Source organism: Maribacter luteus, from assembly GCF_009674825.1.
Lineage (GTDB): Bacteria > Bacteroidota > Bacteroidia > Flavobacteriales > Flavobacteriaceae > Maribacter_A > Maribacter_A luteus.
In genome coordinates this window covers 241,486-258,445 of record NZ_WKJH01000024.1, presented here as the reverse complement: position 1 = coordinate 258,445, position 16,960 = coordinate 241,486, and the positions used below count along the sequence as shown (strand labels likewise).

The 16,960-nt window shown below is 39.5% G+C and carries 11 protein-coding genes and 2 tRNA genes; 9 read left to right on the top strand and 4 right to left on the bottom strand.

Annotated elements, in window-relative coordinates:
* Window positions 1–47: 47 nt before the first annotated feature.
* Window positions 48–1,601, top strand: coding sequence for an NAD(P)H-hydrate dehydratase (locus GJ691_RS14900; protein ID WP_154368258.1), 1,554 nt, complete (start codon window positions 48–50; stop codon window positions 1,599–1,601).
* 27 nt (window positions 1,602–1,628) lie between these two features.
* On the opposite strand, the gene GJ691_RS14895 is transcribed toward GJ691_RS14900, so the two are convergent.
* Together GJ691_RS14895 and GJ691_RS14890 are read right to left on the bottom strand one after the other, a co-directional pair.
* Window positions 1,629–2,030, bottom strand: coding sequence for an STAS/SEC14 domain-containing protein (locus GJ691_RS14895; protein ID WP_154368256.1), 402 nt, complete (start codon window positions 2,028–2,030; stop codon window positions 1,629–1,631).
* A gap of 205 nt (window positions 2,031–2,235) precedes the next feature.
* Window positions 2,236–4,782 (bottom strand): ATP-dependent Clp protease ATP-binding subunit, encoded by a 2,547-nt coding sequence (locus GJ691_RS14890; RefSeq protein ID WP_154368254.1) that lies wholly within the window; start codon window positions 4,780–4,782, stop codon window positions 2,236–2,238.
* A 258-nt stretch (window positions 4,783–5,040) separates the two neighbouring features.
* Here GJ691_RS14890 and gyrA point away from each other — a divergent pair, with 258 nt between their 5' ends.
* Entirely contained in the window at window positions 5,041–7,575 is a 2,535-nt protein-coding gene (gyrA, locus tag GJ691_RS14885) for a DNA gyrase subunit A (protein WP_154368252.1), read from the top strand.
* A gap of 32 nt (window positions 7,576–7,607) precedes the next feature.
* A complete protein-coding gene (locus GJ691_RS14880; protein WP_154368251.1) occupies window positions 7,608–8,870 on the top strand; it encodes a tetratricopeptide repeat protein in 1,263 nt (420 codons plus the stop codon).
* Between the two features lie 54 nt (window positions 8,871–8,924).
* On the opposite strand, the gene GJ691_RS14875 is transcribed toward GJ691_RS14880, so the two are convergent.
* A complete protein-coding gene (locus GJ691_RS14875) occupies window positions 8,925–9,671 on the bottom strand; it encodes a C40 family peptidase (protein WP_154368249.1) in 747 nt (248 codons plus the stop codon).
* Between the two features lie 20 nt (window positions 9,672–9,691).
* Window positions 9,692–10,867 (bottom strand): acetyl-CoA C-acyltransferase, encoded by a 1,176-nt coding sequence (locus tag GJ691_RS14870; RefSeq protein WP_154368246.1) that lies wholly within the window; start codon window positions 10,865–10,867, stop codon window positions 9,692–9,694.
* Between the two features lie 121 nt (window positions 10,868–10,988).
* On the opposite strand from GJ691_RS14870, the gene GJ691_RS14865 reads away from it, so the two are divergent.
* The 6 genes from GJ691_RS14865 to GJ691_RS14840 all read left to right on the top strand — a co-directional run bounded on the left by GJ691_RS14865 (window position 10,989) and on the right by GJ691_RS14840 (window position 16,852).
* Window positions 10,989–13,025, top strand: a complete 2,037-nt coding sequence (locus GJ691_RS14865; RefSeq protein WP_154368245.1) for an HD family phosphohydrolase — start codon at window positions 10,989–10,991, stop codon at window positions 13,023–13,025.
* 108 nt (window positions 13,026–13,133) lie between these two features.
* A tRNA-Ser gene (locus GJ691_RS14860) sits at window positions 13,134–13,217 on the top strand.
* 26 nt (window positions 13,218–13,243) lie between these two features.
* Window positions 13,244–13,318 (top strand) — tRNA-Pro (locus tag GJ691_RS14855).
* 253 nt (window positions 13,319–13,571) lie between these two features.
* On the top strand, window positions 13,572–14,834 hold the full coding sequence (locus GJ691_RS14850; RefSeq protein WP_154368243.1) for a site-specific integrase: 1,263 nt from the start codon (window positions 13,572–13,574) through the stop codon (window positions 14,832–14,834).
* A 473-nt stretch (window positions 14,835–15,307) separates the two neighbouring features.
* Window positions 15,308–15,595 (top strand): helix-turn-helix domain-containing protein, encoded by a 288-nt coding sequence (locus GJ691_RS14845; protein WP_109649997.1) that lies wholly within the window; start codon window positions 15,308–15,310, stop codon window positions 15,593–15,595.
* Window positions 15,596–16,852, top strand: coding sequence for a type II toxin-antitoxin system HipA family toxin (locus GJ691_RS14840; protein ID WP_425481746.1), 1,257 nt, complete (start codon window positions 15,596–15,598; stop codon window positions 16,850–16,852). It begins immediately after the preceding gene.
* Window positions 16,853–16,960: the final 108 nt, after the last annotated feature.

Here is a 16,960-nt window from a genome sequence, read left to right as displayed (position 1 = left end):
GACATATTTTTACGGAATTGTCAATAATTACCAAAAATTCTTACTGAATGAAATTTTTTAATGCCGAGCAGATCTATGCTGCTGATAAATTCACAATAAAAAAACAGCAAATTTCCAGCAATGAACTCATGGAGCGTGCCGCTGTGCAAATATTCAACTGGCTTCACCTTCGTATGCAGGGTGCCCAAGTGAAAATACATCTTTTCTGTGGTATAGGAAACAATGGTGGTGATGGTATGGCCTTGGCAAGGCATTTGAAAGAACATGGTTATAATATAACGGTAAATGTGGTCAATTACAGTGAAAAGCGGTCCAAGGATTTTTTAATAAACCTTGACCGACTTAAGGACCGAAAGATTTGGCCTAACTTTCTGGAAAGGGATTGTGAGTTTGAAGAAATCGGAAGGGATGACATTATCGTAGATGCGATTTTCGGAATCGGTTTGAATAGAACACCTGATTCATGGGTTACTAAACTTATACAGCATTTAAATGATTCCGGTGCATTTATTTTATCTGTTGACTTGCCCTCCGGTGTTTTTATGGATAAGGCCATAGAGAATACACAAGCGGTCATAAAGGCGAACCACGTTTTAAGTTTTCAAGCACCAAAATTGATTTTTTTCTTGCCGGAAACGGGTATTTACAGTAATCAGTGGGAGGTATTGGACATTGGATTGGATCCAGAACATCTTGCGGGTCTTGAAACCGAATTTGAGTTGATTGGTAAAAATGAATTACTTCCCGTTTATATACCTCGTGAAAAGTTTTCGCATAAGGGAAATTACGGACATGCATTGATAATTGGAGGGAGTTATGGTAAAATAGGGGCTGTATCATTGGCGTCAAAAGCAGCTATGGCCATAGGTAGTGGGTTGGTCACCGCTTATGTCCCAAAATGTGGATATGTGCCAATTCAAACAGCATTACCAGAGGTGATGGTCATTACCGATAAGGATGAAAACCATATTCAGGATATAACATTCGATATTGCGCCAACCGTAATTGGTCTTGGTGTAGGAATGGGTGTAGCCCAAGAAACGTCCGAAGCCTTTTCTAGTTTTCTGGATTCTGTAAAATCACCATTGGTTATTGATGCTGACGGATTGAACCTGCTTTCGAAAAAGAAGGATCTGCTCAAGAAACTAACGCCTAAAACCATTCTAACACCACACCCGAAAGAACTGAAACGGTTGATAGGTGAATGGAAAGATGATTTTGATAAATTGAAAAAAGCCAAGGCATTTTCAAAAAAATACGATGTTATCCTTGTTTTAAAAGGTGCGCATACCATAACGGTCTATGAAAACCATGGTTATGTAAACAATACGGGTAACCCGGGAATGGCCACAGCGGGAAGTGGTGACGTTCTGACAGGGGTTATTACTGGTTTGTTGGCTCAAGGATACGAACCTTTGGATGCTGCCGTTTTTGGGGTTTATCTTCACGGTAGGGCAGGCGATATTGCCCTGGAACAAACAGGTTACCAAGCATTGACCGCTTCCAAAATCATCGAAGCTATAGGCTTGGCCTTTATAGATTTGTTTAAAATGCCGGAGGAACCGGTTCCGCAAGAAGAATCGAATGAAGCCCAATCCTAATGAAGATTGGGCATCTGAATAAAAATTTTATTTGGCCGTCCTTATTCTTTTTTTGACCCATGCCAAGGCATTGTCGTATTCGATAAAGAATTTCATAGGTTTTTTATAGAAAAGTTTTTCGATTTTAAAGTTGTGCATGTCTATTTCCTTGACAGAAACAATAGCAAAAGCTTTCATATTGTCCAATTCCCGTAAATAGGTGTAAACGGTTGGGTCGATCGCATAGGAATTCTTTCGAAGACTTATGTAACCAAAAGGCTTTTCTTTAAAATGTATTTCCGAGATCCCTATAATCTGGTATACCCTTTCCATGGTTAAGGTAGCTCCTTCCTCAAATTTTGCTACCATATAATTGTCGTAAACTTGAACTACGCCAACCTCTAAATTGTATTCTCGTACAATTATGGTCTTTTTAGATCCCACATTCATTTCATGTAATTTATAGTGTCCGAAACGAATGTAGATTTAAGTAAATGGAATATATAAAAAAATAGACCAAAGGCTCAAATATCTTATATATGGCTATGAAAAGTGTATTTGTGGTTGTTTTTCGTTTATTAAAAGAGTGTAAAAAAGAAAAGGGAGCCATTTGGTAAATGGGTCCCTTTGATTATTTCGGCTATTCAAAAATCAACTATTTTGAAGATTTTTCAGCCTTTTTGATTTCTATGGTTAAAATTTCATTTTTCTTATCTAAATCCATGAAAATACTATCCCCTTCCTCAAGTTTCGAGTTTACGATTTCCTCTGCCAAGGCATCCTCAATGTATTTCTGGATAGCCCTTTTTAAAGGTCGTGCGCCGTATTGCTTGTCAAAACCTTTTTCGGCAATGTAATCTTTGGCTTTGTCGGTTAGGTTTAAATGATAACCGATATCCTTGATTCTTGCATAAAGCTTCGCTAATTCTATATCTATGATTTTGTGGATATCGTCCCTTTCCAAAGCATTGAAAACGATTACATCATCAATTCTGTTTAGGAATTCAGGGGCAAATGCCTTTTTCAAAGCATTTTCGATAACGCTTTTTTGGTGGGTGTCCGCTTGTGATTTTTTTGCGGCGGTACCGAAACCTACACCTTGTCCAAAATCTTTCAATTGTCTGGCACCGATATTCGAGGTCATTATGATGATAGTGTTCCTGAAATCGATTTTCCTACCCAAACTATCGGTCAAGAAACCATCATCCAATACCTGTAATAACATATTGAATACATCTGGATGCGCTTTTTCCACTTCATCCAAAAGTATTACGGAATAAGGTTTGCGTCTTACCTTTTCGGTCAACTGACCACCTTCTTCGTAACCGACATATCCTGGAGGTGCCCCTACCAATCTGGAAATGGCGAATTTCTCCATGTATTCACTCATGTCTATACGTATCAAGGCGTCTTCCGAATCGAAAAGTTCCTTGGCCAATACTTTGGCCAACTGTGTTTTACCAACCCCGGTTTGACCTAAAAATATAAATGAACCAATGGGTTTGTTAGGGTCTTTAAGTCCGGCTCTATTTCTTTGAATGGCTTTGGCAACTTTCGCCACGGCATCATCTTGTCCAATGACGTTCGACTTGATAAGTTCTGGCAATTCGGCCAGTTTATTGCTTTCGGTCTGGGCGATCCTGTTCACGGGTATACCGCTCATCATTGAAACTACATCGGCAACATTGTCCTCAGTGACCGTTTCTTTATGGAGCTTGCTATCATCTTCCCATTTTTCTTGGGCTGCGGCTAGTTCCTTTTCCAGTCTTTTTTCGTCGTCGCGTAATTTTGCAGCTTCCTCGTATTTTTGTTTTTTGACTACACTGTTCTTTAGGTCCCTCACATCATCCAACTGTTTTTCAAGTTCAAGAATTTGTTTGGGAACATCCATATTTACGATATGCACCCTTGAGCCGGCTTCATCCAAGGCGTCTATGGCCTTGTCTGGTAAAAACCGGTCGGTCATATATCTATTGGTCAATTTAACACAAGCGACAATGGCTTCATCTGTATAGGATACATTATGGTGGTCCTCGTATTTTCCTTTGATATTCTGTAGAATCTCAATGGTTTCGTCTACAGAAGTAGGTTCAACAATTACTTTTTGGAACCTACGTTCCAATGCACCGTCCTTTTCAATATACTGTCTGTACTCATCCAAAGTAGTGGCTCCTATACATTGGATTTCACCCCTTGCCAATGCAGGTTTGAACATGTTGGAGGCATCTAGGCTACCTGTAGCCCCACCGGCCCCGACAATAGTATGTATTTCATCAATGAAAAGAATAACGTCGTCATTTTTTTCAAGCTCGTTCATGACCGCTTTCATTCGTTCTTCGAATTGCCCACGGTATTTGGTGCCTGCAACAAGTGAGGCAAGATCCAGTGTTACAACCCTTTTGTTGTAAAGGATCCTGGAAACCTTTTTGTTGATGATGCGTAGGGCCAAACCTTCTGCAATGGCACTTTTACCTACACCTGGTTCCCCGATCAATAACGGGTTGTTCTTTTTACGTCTACTTAATATTTGAGAAACCCTTTCGATTTCTTTCTCACGGCCCACAACGGGGTCCAGTTTGTTTTCTTCGGCCATTTGGGTCAAATCCCTGCCGAAATTATCCAAAACGGGAGTCTTGGATTTTTTGTTTCCTTTTTGGTTCGATGTGGCTCCATATGAACCTTCTTTACCACTGCCCGTTTCATCCGAGTCACTGGGGAAGGATTCTGAGGTTGGGGAATCCACAATATCATCGTCACTTGTGATCATAAATTTGAATTGTTCTTTAACACCATCATAATCTACCTTTAGTTTATGAAGTAATTTGGTGGTTGGGTCATTTTCATTTCTGAGAATGCACAATAATAAGTGAGCAGTATTGATAGAGGAACTCTGAAATAGTTTCGCTTCAAGAAATGTTGTTTTCAAAGCGCGTTCCGCCTGTCTTGTCAAATGAAGGTTCTTTTTGTCCTTCTGTACCCCGTTTGGGTTTGGGTTGGATGGGCTTAGGATTTCGACCTTTCTTCGTAAGTGGTCCAAATCAACATCCAAAGCATCCAAGATACTTATCGCCTTCCCGTTTCCATCACGTAACAAGCCCAACATTAAATGCTCGGTACCAATGAAATCATGTCCCAATCTTAATGCCTCTTCCTTGCTGTACGCAATTACATCCTTTACCCGAGGTGAAAAATTATCATCCATATATTATCCTTTCAACAATAAAATTAGTAAATCTAGACTAATCTAGACCAATTACCATACCTAATAATCGATAAACATAGCCATAATGTCGAAAAAACCCTCTAATTACAAAATAATTAACAATCAAATTATCAACTAAAAAGGGGGGTAAGAGTGTTAATAAATTCTTGGATAAAGATTGTGATATGTATGCTGAAACCTATCAAAATACGTATATTGCCATGCTTTTTTAACCAAGTTAAATAGATAAAAATTAGGATGGCAGAAGGAGAAAAATTGATTCCTATCAACATTGAAGACGAAATGAAGTCTGCTTACATTGATTATTCAATGTCGGTCATTGTGTCACGTGCCTTGCCAGATGTCAGGGATGGTCTGAAACCTGTTCATAGAAGGGTGCTGTATGGTATGCATGAGCTAGGTGTTCGTTCCAATAGTTCCCATAAAAAATCGGCTCGTATCGTGGGTGAGGTTTTGGGTAAGTACCACCCTCATGGTGATACCTCGGTATACGATACCATGGTGCGTATGGCACAAGAATGGAGTTTGCGATATATGTTGGTCGATGGTCAAGGTAACTTTGGCTCTATAGATGGGGACAGCCCTGCGGCCATGCGGTATACTGAAGCCAGGATGCGTAAGATCGCGGACGATATGTTGATAGATATCGATAAGGATACTGTAGATCATCAGTTGAATTTTGATGATTCCCTTCAGGAGCCAACCGTTTTGCCCACGCGTATCCCCAATTTATTGGTAAACGGAGCTTCCGGTATTGCCGTAGGTATGGCCACGAATATGGCCCCACACAATCTTTCCGAGGTTGTTGATGGTACCGTTGCCTATATAGATAATAATGACATCGAAATCGATGAACTCATCACCCATATCAAAGCACCGGATTTCCCTACGGGAGGTGTCATTTATGGTTATGATGGTGTAAAGGAAGCTTTTCATACAGGTCGTGGTAGGGTTAAAATACGTGCCAAGGCAAGAATAGAGGAAGTTCAGGGGCGTGAGTGTATTATCGTTACCGAAATTCCTTATCAGGTCAATAAGGCAGATATGATCAAAAAGACTGCCGATTTGGTCAATGATAAAAAAATTGAAGGTATTTCCACTATCCGGGATGAATCGGATAGAAAGGGGATGCGTATCGTATACATACTTAAGAGGGATGCTATACCGAACATCGTATTGAATATGTTGTATAAATATACACCATTACAATCATCGTTCAGTGTTAATAACATCGCATTGGTCAATGGGCGACCACAAATGTTGAATGTCAAGGAGATGATCCACTATTTCGTGGAGCATAGACATGAGGTTGTGGTAAGAAGAACCAAGTTTGAGCTGAAAAAAGCGGAGGATCGGGCACATATACTTGAAGGGTTAATCATAGCCTCTGACAATATAGATGAGGTCATTGCCATTATCAGGGCATCTTCCAATGCCGATGAAGCTAGGGAGAACTTGATGGAACGGTTTAAATTGACTGAGATTCAGGCCAAGGCGATCGTAGAAATGAGATTGCGTCAACTTACTGGTCTGGAACAGGATAAATTACGTTCGGAATACGATGAAATCATCAAGACCATAGCCGATTTAAAAGATATCTTGGAGCGTAAAGAGCGTAGAATGCAGATCATTAAGGATGAGCTGTTGGAAGTTAAGGAGAAATATGGCGATGAAAGACGTTCCGAAATCAACTTTGCCGGGGGCGATTTAAGCATAGAGGATATGATTCCTGATGAGCAGGTGGTCATAACCATCTCCCATGCCGGTTATATTAAAAGAACCCCGTTATCTGAATATAAGACACAAAATAGGGGTGGAGTCGGTCAAAAAGCTTCGTCTACCAGGAATGAGGATTTCTTAGAGCATTTGTTCGTTGGTACCAATCACCAATATATGCTGTTCTTTACCCAAAAAGGGAAGTGTTTCTGGATGCGTGTCTATGAAATCCCAGAAGGAAGTAGAACCTCGAAAGGAAGGGCTATACAAAACTTGATCAATATTGAACAAGATGATAAAGTAAAGGCGTTCATATGTACTCAGGATCTGAAGGATGAAGAGTATGTGAACAACCATTATGTCATTATGGCCACTAAAAAAGGAACGGTGAAGAAAACTTCATTGGAGCAATATTCCAGACCGCGTCAGAACGGGATCAATGCCATTAGTATAAAAGATGATGATGAACTGCTAGAAGCAAAATTGACCACCGGTACCAGTCAGATTTTCTTGGGATTAAAGTCAGGTAAGGCCATTAGGTTTGAAGAAGGTAAGACCAGACCAATGGGTCGTAATGCATCCGGTGTTAGGGGAATACGCTTGGCCGATGAAACAGATGAGGTTATAGGAATGGTATCGGTACACGATTTGGAAGAAGAAATACTTGTAGTATCTGAAAATGGTTATGGTAAACGTTCCAGTATTGATGATTATAGGATTACCAATCGAGGAGGTAAGGGGGTAAAGACCATATCCATTACCGAGAAGACAGGAGGTCTTGTTGCCATTAAAAATGTATGTGATTCCGATGATCTTATGATCATCAACAAATCCGGTATAGCCATTCGTATGAGCGTAGAAGATCTACGTGTAATGGGTAGAGCCACCCAAGGTGTGAAATTGATCAATATCAAGGGCAATGATAGTATTGCTGCCGTAGCTAAGGTTATGAAAGATGAAGATGCCGTAGATGATACCGACATCATGGATATTGAGGTAAAAACCGAAGATGGCACGGCTCTTGATAATGAGAGTACTGATGATAATAAAGAATAATCAATAAACACTAATATTTTAATTAAATCGTAATGAAGACTAAAATTTTTATACTTGCGGCGATGTCCTTTACAATGGTGGGGTTTGCGCAAAAAAATGAGATCAAAGCCGCAGAGAAAGCCTTGAAGGGTGGTGATTCTGCAGGGGCCAAAACCAGTTTGGAGGCTGCGGCCGGTACAATTTCCGGGGCAGATGCCAAAACCCAGGCGCATTATTATTACCTGCGGGGTAAAATTTATGCTGATTTAGCGAAAAAAGGTGACAACAGTGCATTTGAAACAGCTATAACTTCCTATAAAAAAGCTGATGAGGTAGAAACTACCAGTGGTAAGGCCAAATATGGTAAGATGATCGAGCAAGAATTGGCATCCCTTGCGGGTGATATGGTGAATTCGGCCGTTGAGGATAACAATAACAAAAAGTTCAAAGAAGCAGGCGAAAAGCTATATATGAGCTATAAGCTTAGCCCTAAGGATACGGTGTATCTTTATTATGCTGCAAGTAGCGCGGTAAACGGAGGTGAATATGAGCAAGCCTTAACGTATTATAACGAACTTAAGGATTTAGGATACGATGGTGGTACCATTGAGTACAAAGCAACCAACGTTGCTACAGGTGAACAAGAGGTGATGGACAAGGTTCAGAGGGATTTGATGGTAAAATCAGGTACTTATAAAGATCCTGTTGATGAAAAATCTCCTTCTAAAAAAGCAGAAATCGTTAAGAATGTAGCTTTGATCTACACCCAATTGGGACAAGATGATAAGGCATTGGATGCTTACAAAGAAGCTCGTATAAACAATCCTAAGGATGTTAATTTGATTTTGAACGAGGCGAATTTGCACTATAAATTAGGTGATAAGGAAAAGTTCAAAGAATTAATGGCTGAAGCTGCAAGTGTGGCTCCTGACAATCCAGATTTGCACTACAATATCGGTGTGATCAATATGGAGCAAGGTAATTTGGAAGAAGCTAGGGAATCATATAGAAAAGCACTTGAGATTAACCCAGGATACACCAACGCTCAATTGAACCTTTCCACAACTTATGTAAATGAAGGTAATGGTTTGATCGATGAAATGAATAGTTTGGGTAATTCTAGGGCTGATATTGCAAGGTATGATGAGTTGAAGAAGAAAAAAGACGATTTGTTCCAAGAAGGTGCAGACGTTTTGGAAGAAGCTCTAAAAACAAATCCTGACAACCAAGGTATCTTAACACAATTGAAGAATATCTATGGTGCAATGGGAGACAATGAAAATTTCATGAGATTGAAAAAACTTTTGGGTGAGTAGTAATTTATCCGCAGATTATATGAAAAAGTCCTGATTTGATAATCAGGACTTTTTTTATACGATCTGTTTTATTACCCTGAGCTTGTGGGTATAGGTTTTGGAATCGTTATTGAAAATTCCAGTATGGTCCAAACGGTCTATTCGTACCTTCCCGTGAACATGGATAATATAGTTGTTGTCCATGATTATGCCTACATGATCGATAATCCCTTCATTATTGTCAAAAAAAGCTAGGTCCCCAGCTTCACTTTCCTCAATAAAGCTTAAAGCATTGCCTTGGGTGGCCTGTTGGGTTGCACTTCTGAGTAGTTTGTGACCGTTTATTTTGTACACCATTTGTGTAAAACCGGAAGCATCTATTCCAAAGGGGGTTTTACCACCCCATAAATATGGAGTGTTCAAATATTGGAGGGCACTATTTACCAAGTTTGGTTTTTCTTGCATCAGGCTGGTTAGTCCACCTTCATGAACATGGTTAGAGCTATCGTTGAAGACAGAACCAAGTACAACGGGTAAAAGATTGTTTTTGTCCATCTCTATATAAGAAACCAAATCCGTGGTGTACTTTGGATGTTGATCGCAATCCAATTCATTATATAGGGGTTCATCGATCAAGGTAAGTTGTAAATTTTGAATCCAACCTTCACATTTGTCAAAAGCCGCACGAATTTTACTCCAATGTTTGCGCTGTTCAAGAACCTTATAATGTTCACCATATAATAATTGGGAAACCATCTCCGCTGATTCTTCTGCACTGGATCGAATAGGAACGATGCTTAAATGACAAATACCGTATTGCATAGTATTATAGCAGTGATAATTTAAATTCGCTCTAAAATCATGGCCGAAGCTCCACCACCTCCATTGCAAATGGCGGCAGCACCGATTTTAGCATTATTCTGTTCCAATATATTTAAAAGGGTTATTAGTATTCGGGCTCCCGAACACCCAAGTGGATGTCCCAAAGATACCGCACCGCCATTAATGTTTACTTTAGAATCACTTAATCCCAGTAATTTCATATTAGCCAACCCTACGACGGAAAAAGCTTCGTTGAATTCAAAAAAATCGACATCATCCAGACTTATACTTGCTTTATCCAGAGCTTTAGGTAAAGCCTTAGCTGGGGCTGTGGTGAACCATTCCGGTGCTTGTGCGGCATCGGCATAACTTTTTATAGTTGCCAATGGGGTAATATTCAATTCATTGGCTTTTTCCAGACTCATAAGAACCAAGGCAGCAGCTCCATCGTTTATGGTAGAGGCATTGGCAGCGGTAACCGTTCCGTCCTTGGTGAAAGCAGGACGTAGACTGGGTATTTTTTCTATTTTCACATTCTTGAATTCCTCATCTTCGGAAACTATAACGGGCTCGCCTCTTCTTTGGGGAACTTCTACAGGGATAACCTCTTTTGAGAATTTACCGGCTTTCCAAGCTTCTGCCGATCTTTGGTAAGACTTTAATGCAAAGTTGTCCTGATCTTCACGGGAGAACCCATATTCAGTTGCACAGGCATCTGCACTAACGCCCATGGCATTTTGGTCATAAGCATCTACCAGACCGTCTTTTTGCATGCCATCTACAAAAGTAGTTGGTCCGAATTTTACCCCGGTTCTAAGATTTGCATAGTGTGGTATAAGGCTCATGTTTTCCATACCACCTGCAACTGCAATTGATATGTCACCCAAAGCAATAGCTTGCGCAGCCTGCATTACGGACTTCATTCCGGATGCACAGACTTTGTTCACCGTGGTACATGGTACAGTGTTGGGGATACCCGCATAAATGGCAGCTTGCCTTGCCGGTGCCTGACCGGTACCTGCTTGTACTACATTGCCCATTAAAACTTCATCAACCAAGTTGGGGTTCAGGTTGATTTTCTCCAAAGCCCCTTTAATGGCTATGGCTCCCAATTTGGGTGCAGGAATTGTGGATAAGCCACCCATAAAACTTCCTATTGGCGTTCTAACAGCGGAAACGATGACAACATCATGCATATTTAAATGTTTTTATTCTTGCGAAATTAATAAATTAAAGTGCAATCAATAGGGGTGATGTAACAAAAGGTCTATTATATTTTCTATTTTTGATGGTAGTTAAGAATTTGAAACACTATTGTTGGACAGACTTTACAAAAACCAATCCCTTCTATATAAATACTTCCTTTACGTAGTATCCATCTTTTGTATTGTGTTCTTTTTCCCGAAAGGGGGTAAGTTCAAATATGAATTCCAAAAAGGAAAACCATGGCAATATGAGAATCTTTATGCCCCGTTTGATTTTTCAGTAAAGAAGACCCAAGAGGAGATATCGGCTGAAAAACAAAAGGTCATAGATGGGCAGTTGAACTATTATAGATTTAATGAGGCAACGGCAAAAGAAGTATTCGATGAATATGATACCGAATTTGTAAAAACATTCAAACCCGAAGAACATAGTACTGCAGAATTGGCCATGTTGAAGAAAACCGGCCAAGATATTCTAGATAGGATATATGAAAATGGAATCTTGCAAAAATCAAATTCTAACGAAATAGGTAAACAGGTTTATCTTATAAAACAGAATGAAGCATACCAAATCAACTATGACGATCTTTATAGGGTTCGTGATGTTGAAGGACTTATGCAAAGAATATTGGAAAAGAAACGGCTTGGGTCCTATACCAATGCATTTCAATCGGTCTTTTTCAATTTAATTAAGCCAAATGTCGAGTATGATGAAAATCTTTCGAAAATGGCCTTGGAAGAAGAGCTTTCCAAGTTGTCCTTAACCAGGGGTACCATTGATGAAGGTAAATTGATCATCGCAAAAGGCGAAGTGGTAGAGTCTGATAATTATATGATATTGGAGTCCTTAAAAGGTGAATTTGAATCGGAACTCTGGGCCTCTAACAACTACTATTACATTCTTGCGGGTTATACAGTGCTTGTTGCATTGGTATTGATGATGCTTTTTCTGTTCTTGAAAAAGTACAGGAACGAAATCTTTGAAAACGGGACTAAGGTCACGTTTATTTTTATAAACATACTTATTATGGTGTTCGTGACCACCTTAGTGGTCAAATACAATGAAGCCTTTGTGTTTGTTGTTCCCTTATGTATTCTGCCTCTTATCTTAAAAACTTTTTTTGATGCCAGGTTGGGCTTGTTCGTTCATGTTCTTACCGTATTGATCTTAGGTTTTGTGGTGCCGAATAGTTTTGAATATATCTTTATTCAGATCATAGCCGGTATTGTAACCATACTTACGGTGTCCGAGTTGTACAAAAGGGCCAATCTTTTTATTTCCGTAGGGCAGATCACCTTAATTTATATCGTCGGTTATTTGGCATTCCATATAATTCACGAAGGAAATTTGGATAATATCATTTGGTTGACATTGGGTCTGTTTTTATTGAATGGAATGATTACACTTTTTGTGCAGCCCTTGATATATATTTATGAAAAGATTTTCGGGTTGGTTTCCGATGTATCCCTGTTGGAATTGTCAGATACCAATTCAAAATTATTGAAAGAACTATCGAACAGGGCGCCAGGTACGTTCAATCATTCGCTACAAGTCGCAAATCTTGCGGAAGCGGCTGCCAATGAGATAGGGGCAAATGCGATGTTGGTGCGTGTTGGGGCCCTTTATCATGATATAGGTAAATTAAGCAACCCCACATATTTTACGGAGAATCAAATTACGAATGCGAATCCTCATGATGATTTGGAACCGCGCGATAGTGCCCGTATTATTATCAATCATGTGATCGAAGGAATTGAAATCGCAAGAAAAAACAATTTACCCGATCGGGTCATAGATTTTATACGTTCGCACCATGGTACGACCTTAGTCTATTATTTTTATAAAAAACAAAAGGAATTGGGAGGTGAGGTAAAGCAAGAAGACTTTAAATATCCCGGTCCTACACCTTTTTCAAGGGAAACGGCCATACTAATGATGGCAGATTCAGTAGAGGCGGCCTCTAAAAGCTTAAAGAACCCGACATTTATGGTATTGGATGAGTTTGTTGATAAAATTATCGGTGGGCAAATGGCGGCCAATCAGTTTTTGAATGCGAACATTACCTTTAGGGAGATAGAGACCATAAAGAAAATCTTTAAACATAGGTTGACCAACATCTATCATTTGAGGGTAGAATACCCAGAATAAGGCAATTATAAAATTGATTGAAAAAAAGTAGTAAAATAGTTGCTTTTTAGTATTGGAAAAATGTACATTTGCAACCGCTTTAAAGCAAAGTTCATTAAAAAATATTCAGGAGAGGTGCCGGAGTGGTAACGGAGCAGATTGCTAATCTGTCGACGCGCAAGTGTCGCATGGGTTCGAGTCCCATTCTCTCCGCAATTTTTTTGAAAAGATAACCATATCGGGGTGTAGCGTAGCCCGGTTATCGCGCCGCGTTTGGGACGCGGAGGTCGCAGGTTCGAATCCTGCCACCCCGACAATTTAACATATCAATTGTTACTAAAAACCTGTTAATCGTATGATTATCAGGTTTTTTCGTTTTTTAAGGAATCAAATGAAATGATTTAATCCGTCAACAAAAGTCAACAAATCGGATAACAAAACGGATTTAACATTTGTGTTGACCTAATTGTTAAAATCGCCTTTTCGGTTCGGTAATAAAATGTATCTTTATAAGTGATTTGGCTTTCGTCTGATAACAAAACAGTTGTTAACTAAAAGACGAAACAAATGAAAACATCCTCAACCTTCAGTATTTTGTTCTGGGCGGACTTCGCTAGGGCAAATGACAATCAAGCATCACTCTATGCTAGAATAACCGTAAACGGAAAACGATCTACCATCAGTCTAAAACGAAAGGTTTTAATCTCTGATTGGGATGCCCATCGAAATAGAGCTCGTGGGAACAGTCAAAAATCCCGGGTACTCAACAGCTATTTGGATGAATCCTATACTTTTCTATTCGAGTGCTATCGGGAATTAAAAGCAGAACGAAAATTGATTACGGCACAAGCTGTCAAAGCGAGGTACTTTGGTGAAGATGATGATAACCGTTCCATTATGGATATTGTCAACTACCACAATGAGGATATGGAAGGCAAGCTGAAATGGGGTACCCAGAAGAACTACTTTACCACACAACGTTATATTTCCAAATTTCTTCAAAAAACATATAGGACTAGCGATAAGTATTTACAGGAACTCGATTATGACTTCATTATAAAGTTCGAGAAGTATTTACGGAACTATATTCCGGAGGACCATCAAAAACCGATGGGCAACAATACCGTGATGAAGCACATTGAACGATTTAGGAAACTGATTAACTTATCACATAAGTTGGGGTGGATAGAGCGTGACCCATTTATCAATTTCAGATCAAAACTCATAAAAAAGGAACGTGGCTTTTTAAGTTTGGATGAACTTCTGGAAATCGAAAACAAGCAACTGAACATTGCGAGACTACGACAGGTAAGGGATTTGTTCGTTTTTAGTTGTTATACAAGTTTAAGTTATATCGATGTTATCCATTTGAGCGAGGATAATATCCGTACCGGTATTGATGGTGAACTATGGATTTATTACAGACGTGAAAAAACGACCAAACCCATACGCATACCGTTATTGCCAAAGGCTTTGGCTATTATCGAAAGTTACAAGGGTAATCAGAAAGCCGTTTCCCAGGGTAGGTTGTTCCCTAAAATATCCAACCAAAAGCTCAATTCCTATTTGAAGGAAATTGCCGATGTCTGCGGCATTAAAAAGAACTTAACGTTCCATATAGCTAGGCACACATTTGCTACTACCGTTACTTTGAGCAATGGAATGCCAATTGAAACGGTTTCAAAATTGTTGGGCCATTCTAAAATATCGACCACCCAGATTTATGCCAAGGTCATTGAACGAAAGGTAAGTGACGATATGCAAAGGTTGAGAACCCACTTCAATCAATTGGAAAGTGAGCCAACCTCCAAAACCCATCACAATGTATAACCTATTTTAAAGGGCAAACAATGGAACTATCTATAATAAAAGCCAAAACCATAATTTTCAGGGGGAAAAATGATGTCGGAGTTAAGCAAGCAATACCAAAGCTTGAAATGAAAGGTCTTACTTTAGTAGGGACAATTTTGGAGAGGCCTTCTAGGGTAATAATCCCATCGGAATAGTTTTTCACCTTTGGGTCTAGGAGGCTTTTCAATATGGTGTCATAAAGTAATTTCAGCCCGGTGGGATTGTCTGTAAGTTTTACAAATTCTGGATAAGAATCCAATTTATCAATCAGGGAATCCCTATGTGAAAACCAAATATATTTTTTTTGAGCCCACTCAAGGTATTCTTATTGGGAATTCCCATTTTTATGGTCGATTCATGGTCCTGATTAAGTATGTTATACCTAACTGCAAAAACCACAATGTCGCTAATTTGCAACAAAAATTGTATATTTGTCGTAAAAGAGCAACATTATGAACTCTAAGAAAGCTATACTACTTCCGAAATATCAAAAGTTTTTTGATCAAATAGGTGAAAATATCAAACTGGCACGAAAGAGAAGAAAGCTAACGACTGAGCAGGTATCAGAACGTGCGGGCATTCACAGAGCTACCCTTTACCGTATAGAAAAAGGCGACCCGGGGGTGGCCATTGGGCTATATTTTAATGTGCTCAGGGTAATGAATCTTCAGGATGATTTTTTGAAGTTGGCCAATGACGATGCATTCGGAAGAAAATTACAAGACTTAGATTTATTGTAAATGATGGCAGAGGGGAAATTTGACATATATGTTTTCGCAGACTGGGCAGGCTTGGAAAATCCGACCCTCATAGGTACGCTATCCGCTCATTTTGCCAAGGGTAAGAAGGCCTTCAGTTTTGAATATGACAAAAATTGGTTAAAAACCGATGCGCAACGATTGTTAGACCCAGATATCGATTTTTATTCTGGTCCACAATATCCTGCCAACAAAGAGAATTTCGGAATTTTCCTTGACAGTATGCCGGACACTTGGGGCAAAACCTTGATGAAGCGTAGGGCAGTACAAGATGCAAGGGCAAATAAAGAAAAACCGAAGATCCTTTATGAGATTGATTATCTACTAGGCGTGTTCGACGAGAGCCGTATGGGAGCCTTGCGTTTTAAAACGGATTTGGATGGGCCTTTTTTAGACAACGATGCCCAAACCCCTACACCACCTTGGTCATCGTTAGGGGATTTGCAGGAAGCAGCTGAACAACTGGAAAGTGATGACCAAAGTGAAACTATCAGGAAATGGATCGCCGTTTTAATTGCACCTGGTTCATCTTTGGGTGGTGCCAGGCCCAAAGCCAATGTTTTCGACACACAAAAGAATTTGTGGATTGCCAAGTTTCCATCGAAAACCGATACCATTGACAAAGCCCTCTGGGAGTTTTTGGCTTATCGATTGGCTATAGCTTCAGGAATAGAAATGGCAGAATCCGAGGTTAAAAAAATTAGTGGGCAATACCATACCTTTCTTACCAAGCGATTCGATAGGGAAAATAATAAACGGATACACTTTGCCTCGGCAATGACAATGACCGGTAATACTGAAGATTCAATTAGAGATATCTCGCCAAGCTACCTTGAAATTGTCGAATTCATAGAAAATTATGGTGCGGAGGTTGAAGCTAATTTGCATCAACTTTGGCGGCGTATCGTATTTAATATAGCAATTTCCAATACAGATGACCACTTACGAAACCACGGATTTATATTAACTGAAAAAGGATGGATTTTATCGCCTGCCTATGATTTAAACCCATCCATCGAAAAGGATGGACTTTCCCTGAATATCGATATGGATGATAATTCCCTGGACTATGATCTGGCAAAAAGCGTGGGCGAATACTTTCGATTGAGCGAAGATGAAATGCAGGCTATTCTGGATGAAGTTCTTTTCGCAGTTCAGGACTGGAAAACCATAGCCAAGGAAATAGGAATAAAAAATACGGAAATAGAATTGATGGCTGGGGCCTTTAGAGTAATATAATAAGGTAATTTGATGAATTTTCGAAAAATGACGCCTTGAATCCTAAAAGTGATTTTTCCTCTAAAGGATTTAAAAAAAAGTTAAATCTGGTAGTATTGAAATGTTTCC

Bases quoted from the DNA above. Each gene is read 5' to 3' on its own strand.
- GJ691_RS14845 (WP_109649997.1), top strand. From the start codon at position 15,308: ATGAACTCTAAGAAAGCTATACTACTTCCGAAATATCAAAAGTTTTTT.
- GJ691_RS14840 (WP_425481746.1), top strand. From the start codon at position 15,596: ATGATGGCAGAGGGGAAATTTGACATATATGTTTTCGCAGACTGGGCA.
- gyrA (WP_154368252.1), top strand. From the start codon at position 5,041: ATGGCAGAAGGAGAAAAATTGATTCCTATCAACATTGAAGACGAAATG.
- GJ691_RS14870 (WP_154368246.1), bottom strand. From the start codon at position 10,867: ATGCATGATGTTGTCATCGTTTCCGCTGTTAGAACGCCAATAGGAAGT.
- GJ691_RS14875 (WP_154368249.1), bottom strand. From the start codon at position 9,671: ATGCAATACGGTATTTGTCATTTAAGCATCGTTCCTATTCGATCCAGT.
- GJ691_RS14890 (WP_154368254.1), bottom strand. From the start codon at position 4,782: ATGGATGATAATTTTTCACCTCGGGTAAAGGATGTAATTGCGTACAGC.
- GJ691_RS14895 (WP_154368256.1), bottom strand. From the start codon at position 2,030: ATGAATGTGGGATCTAAAAAGACCATAATTGTACGAGAATACAATTTA.
- GJ691_RS14880 (WP_154368251.1), top strand. From the start codon at position 7,608: ATGAAGACTAAAATTTTTATACTTGCGGCGATGTCCTTTACAATGGTG.
- GJ691_RS14850 (WP_154368243.1), top strand. From the start codon at position 13,572: ATGAAAACATCCTCAACCTTCAGTATTTTGTTCTGGGCGGACTTCGCT.
- GJ691_RS14900 (WP_154368258.1), top strand. From the start codon at position 48: ATGAAATTTTTTAATGCCGAGCAGATCTATGCTGCTGATAAATTCACA.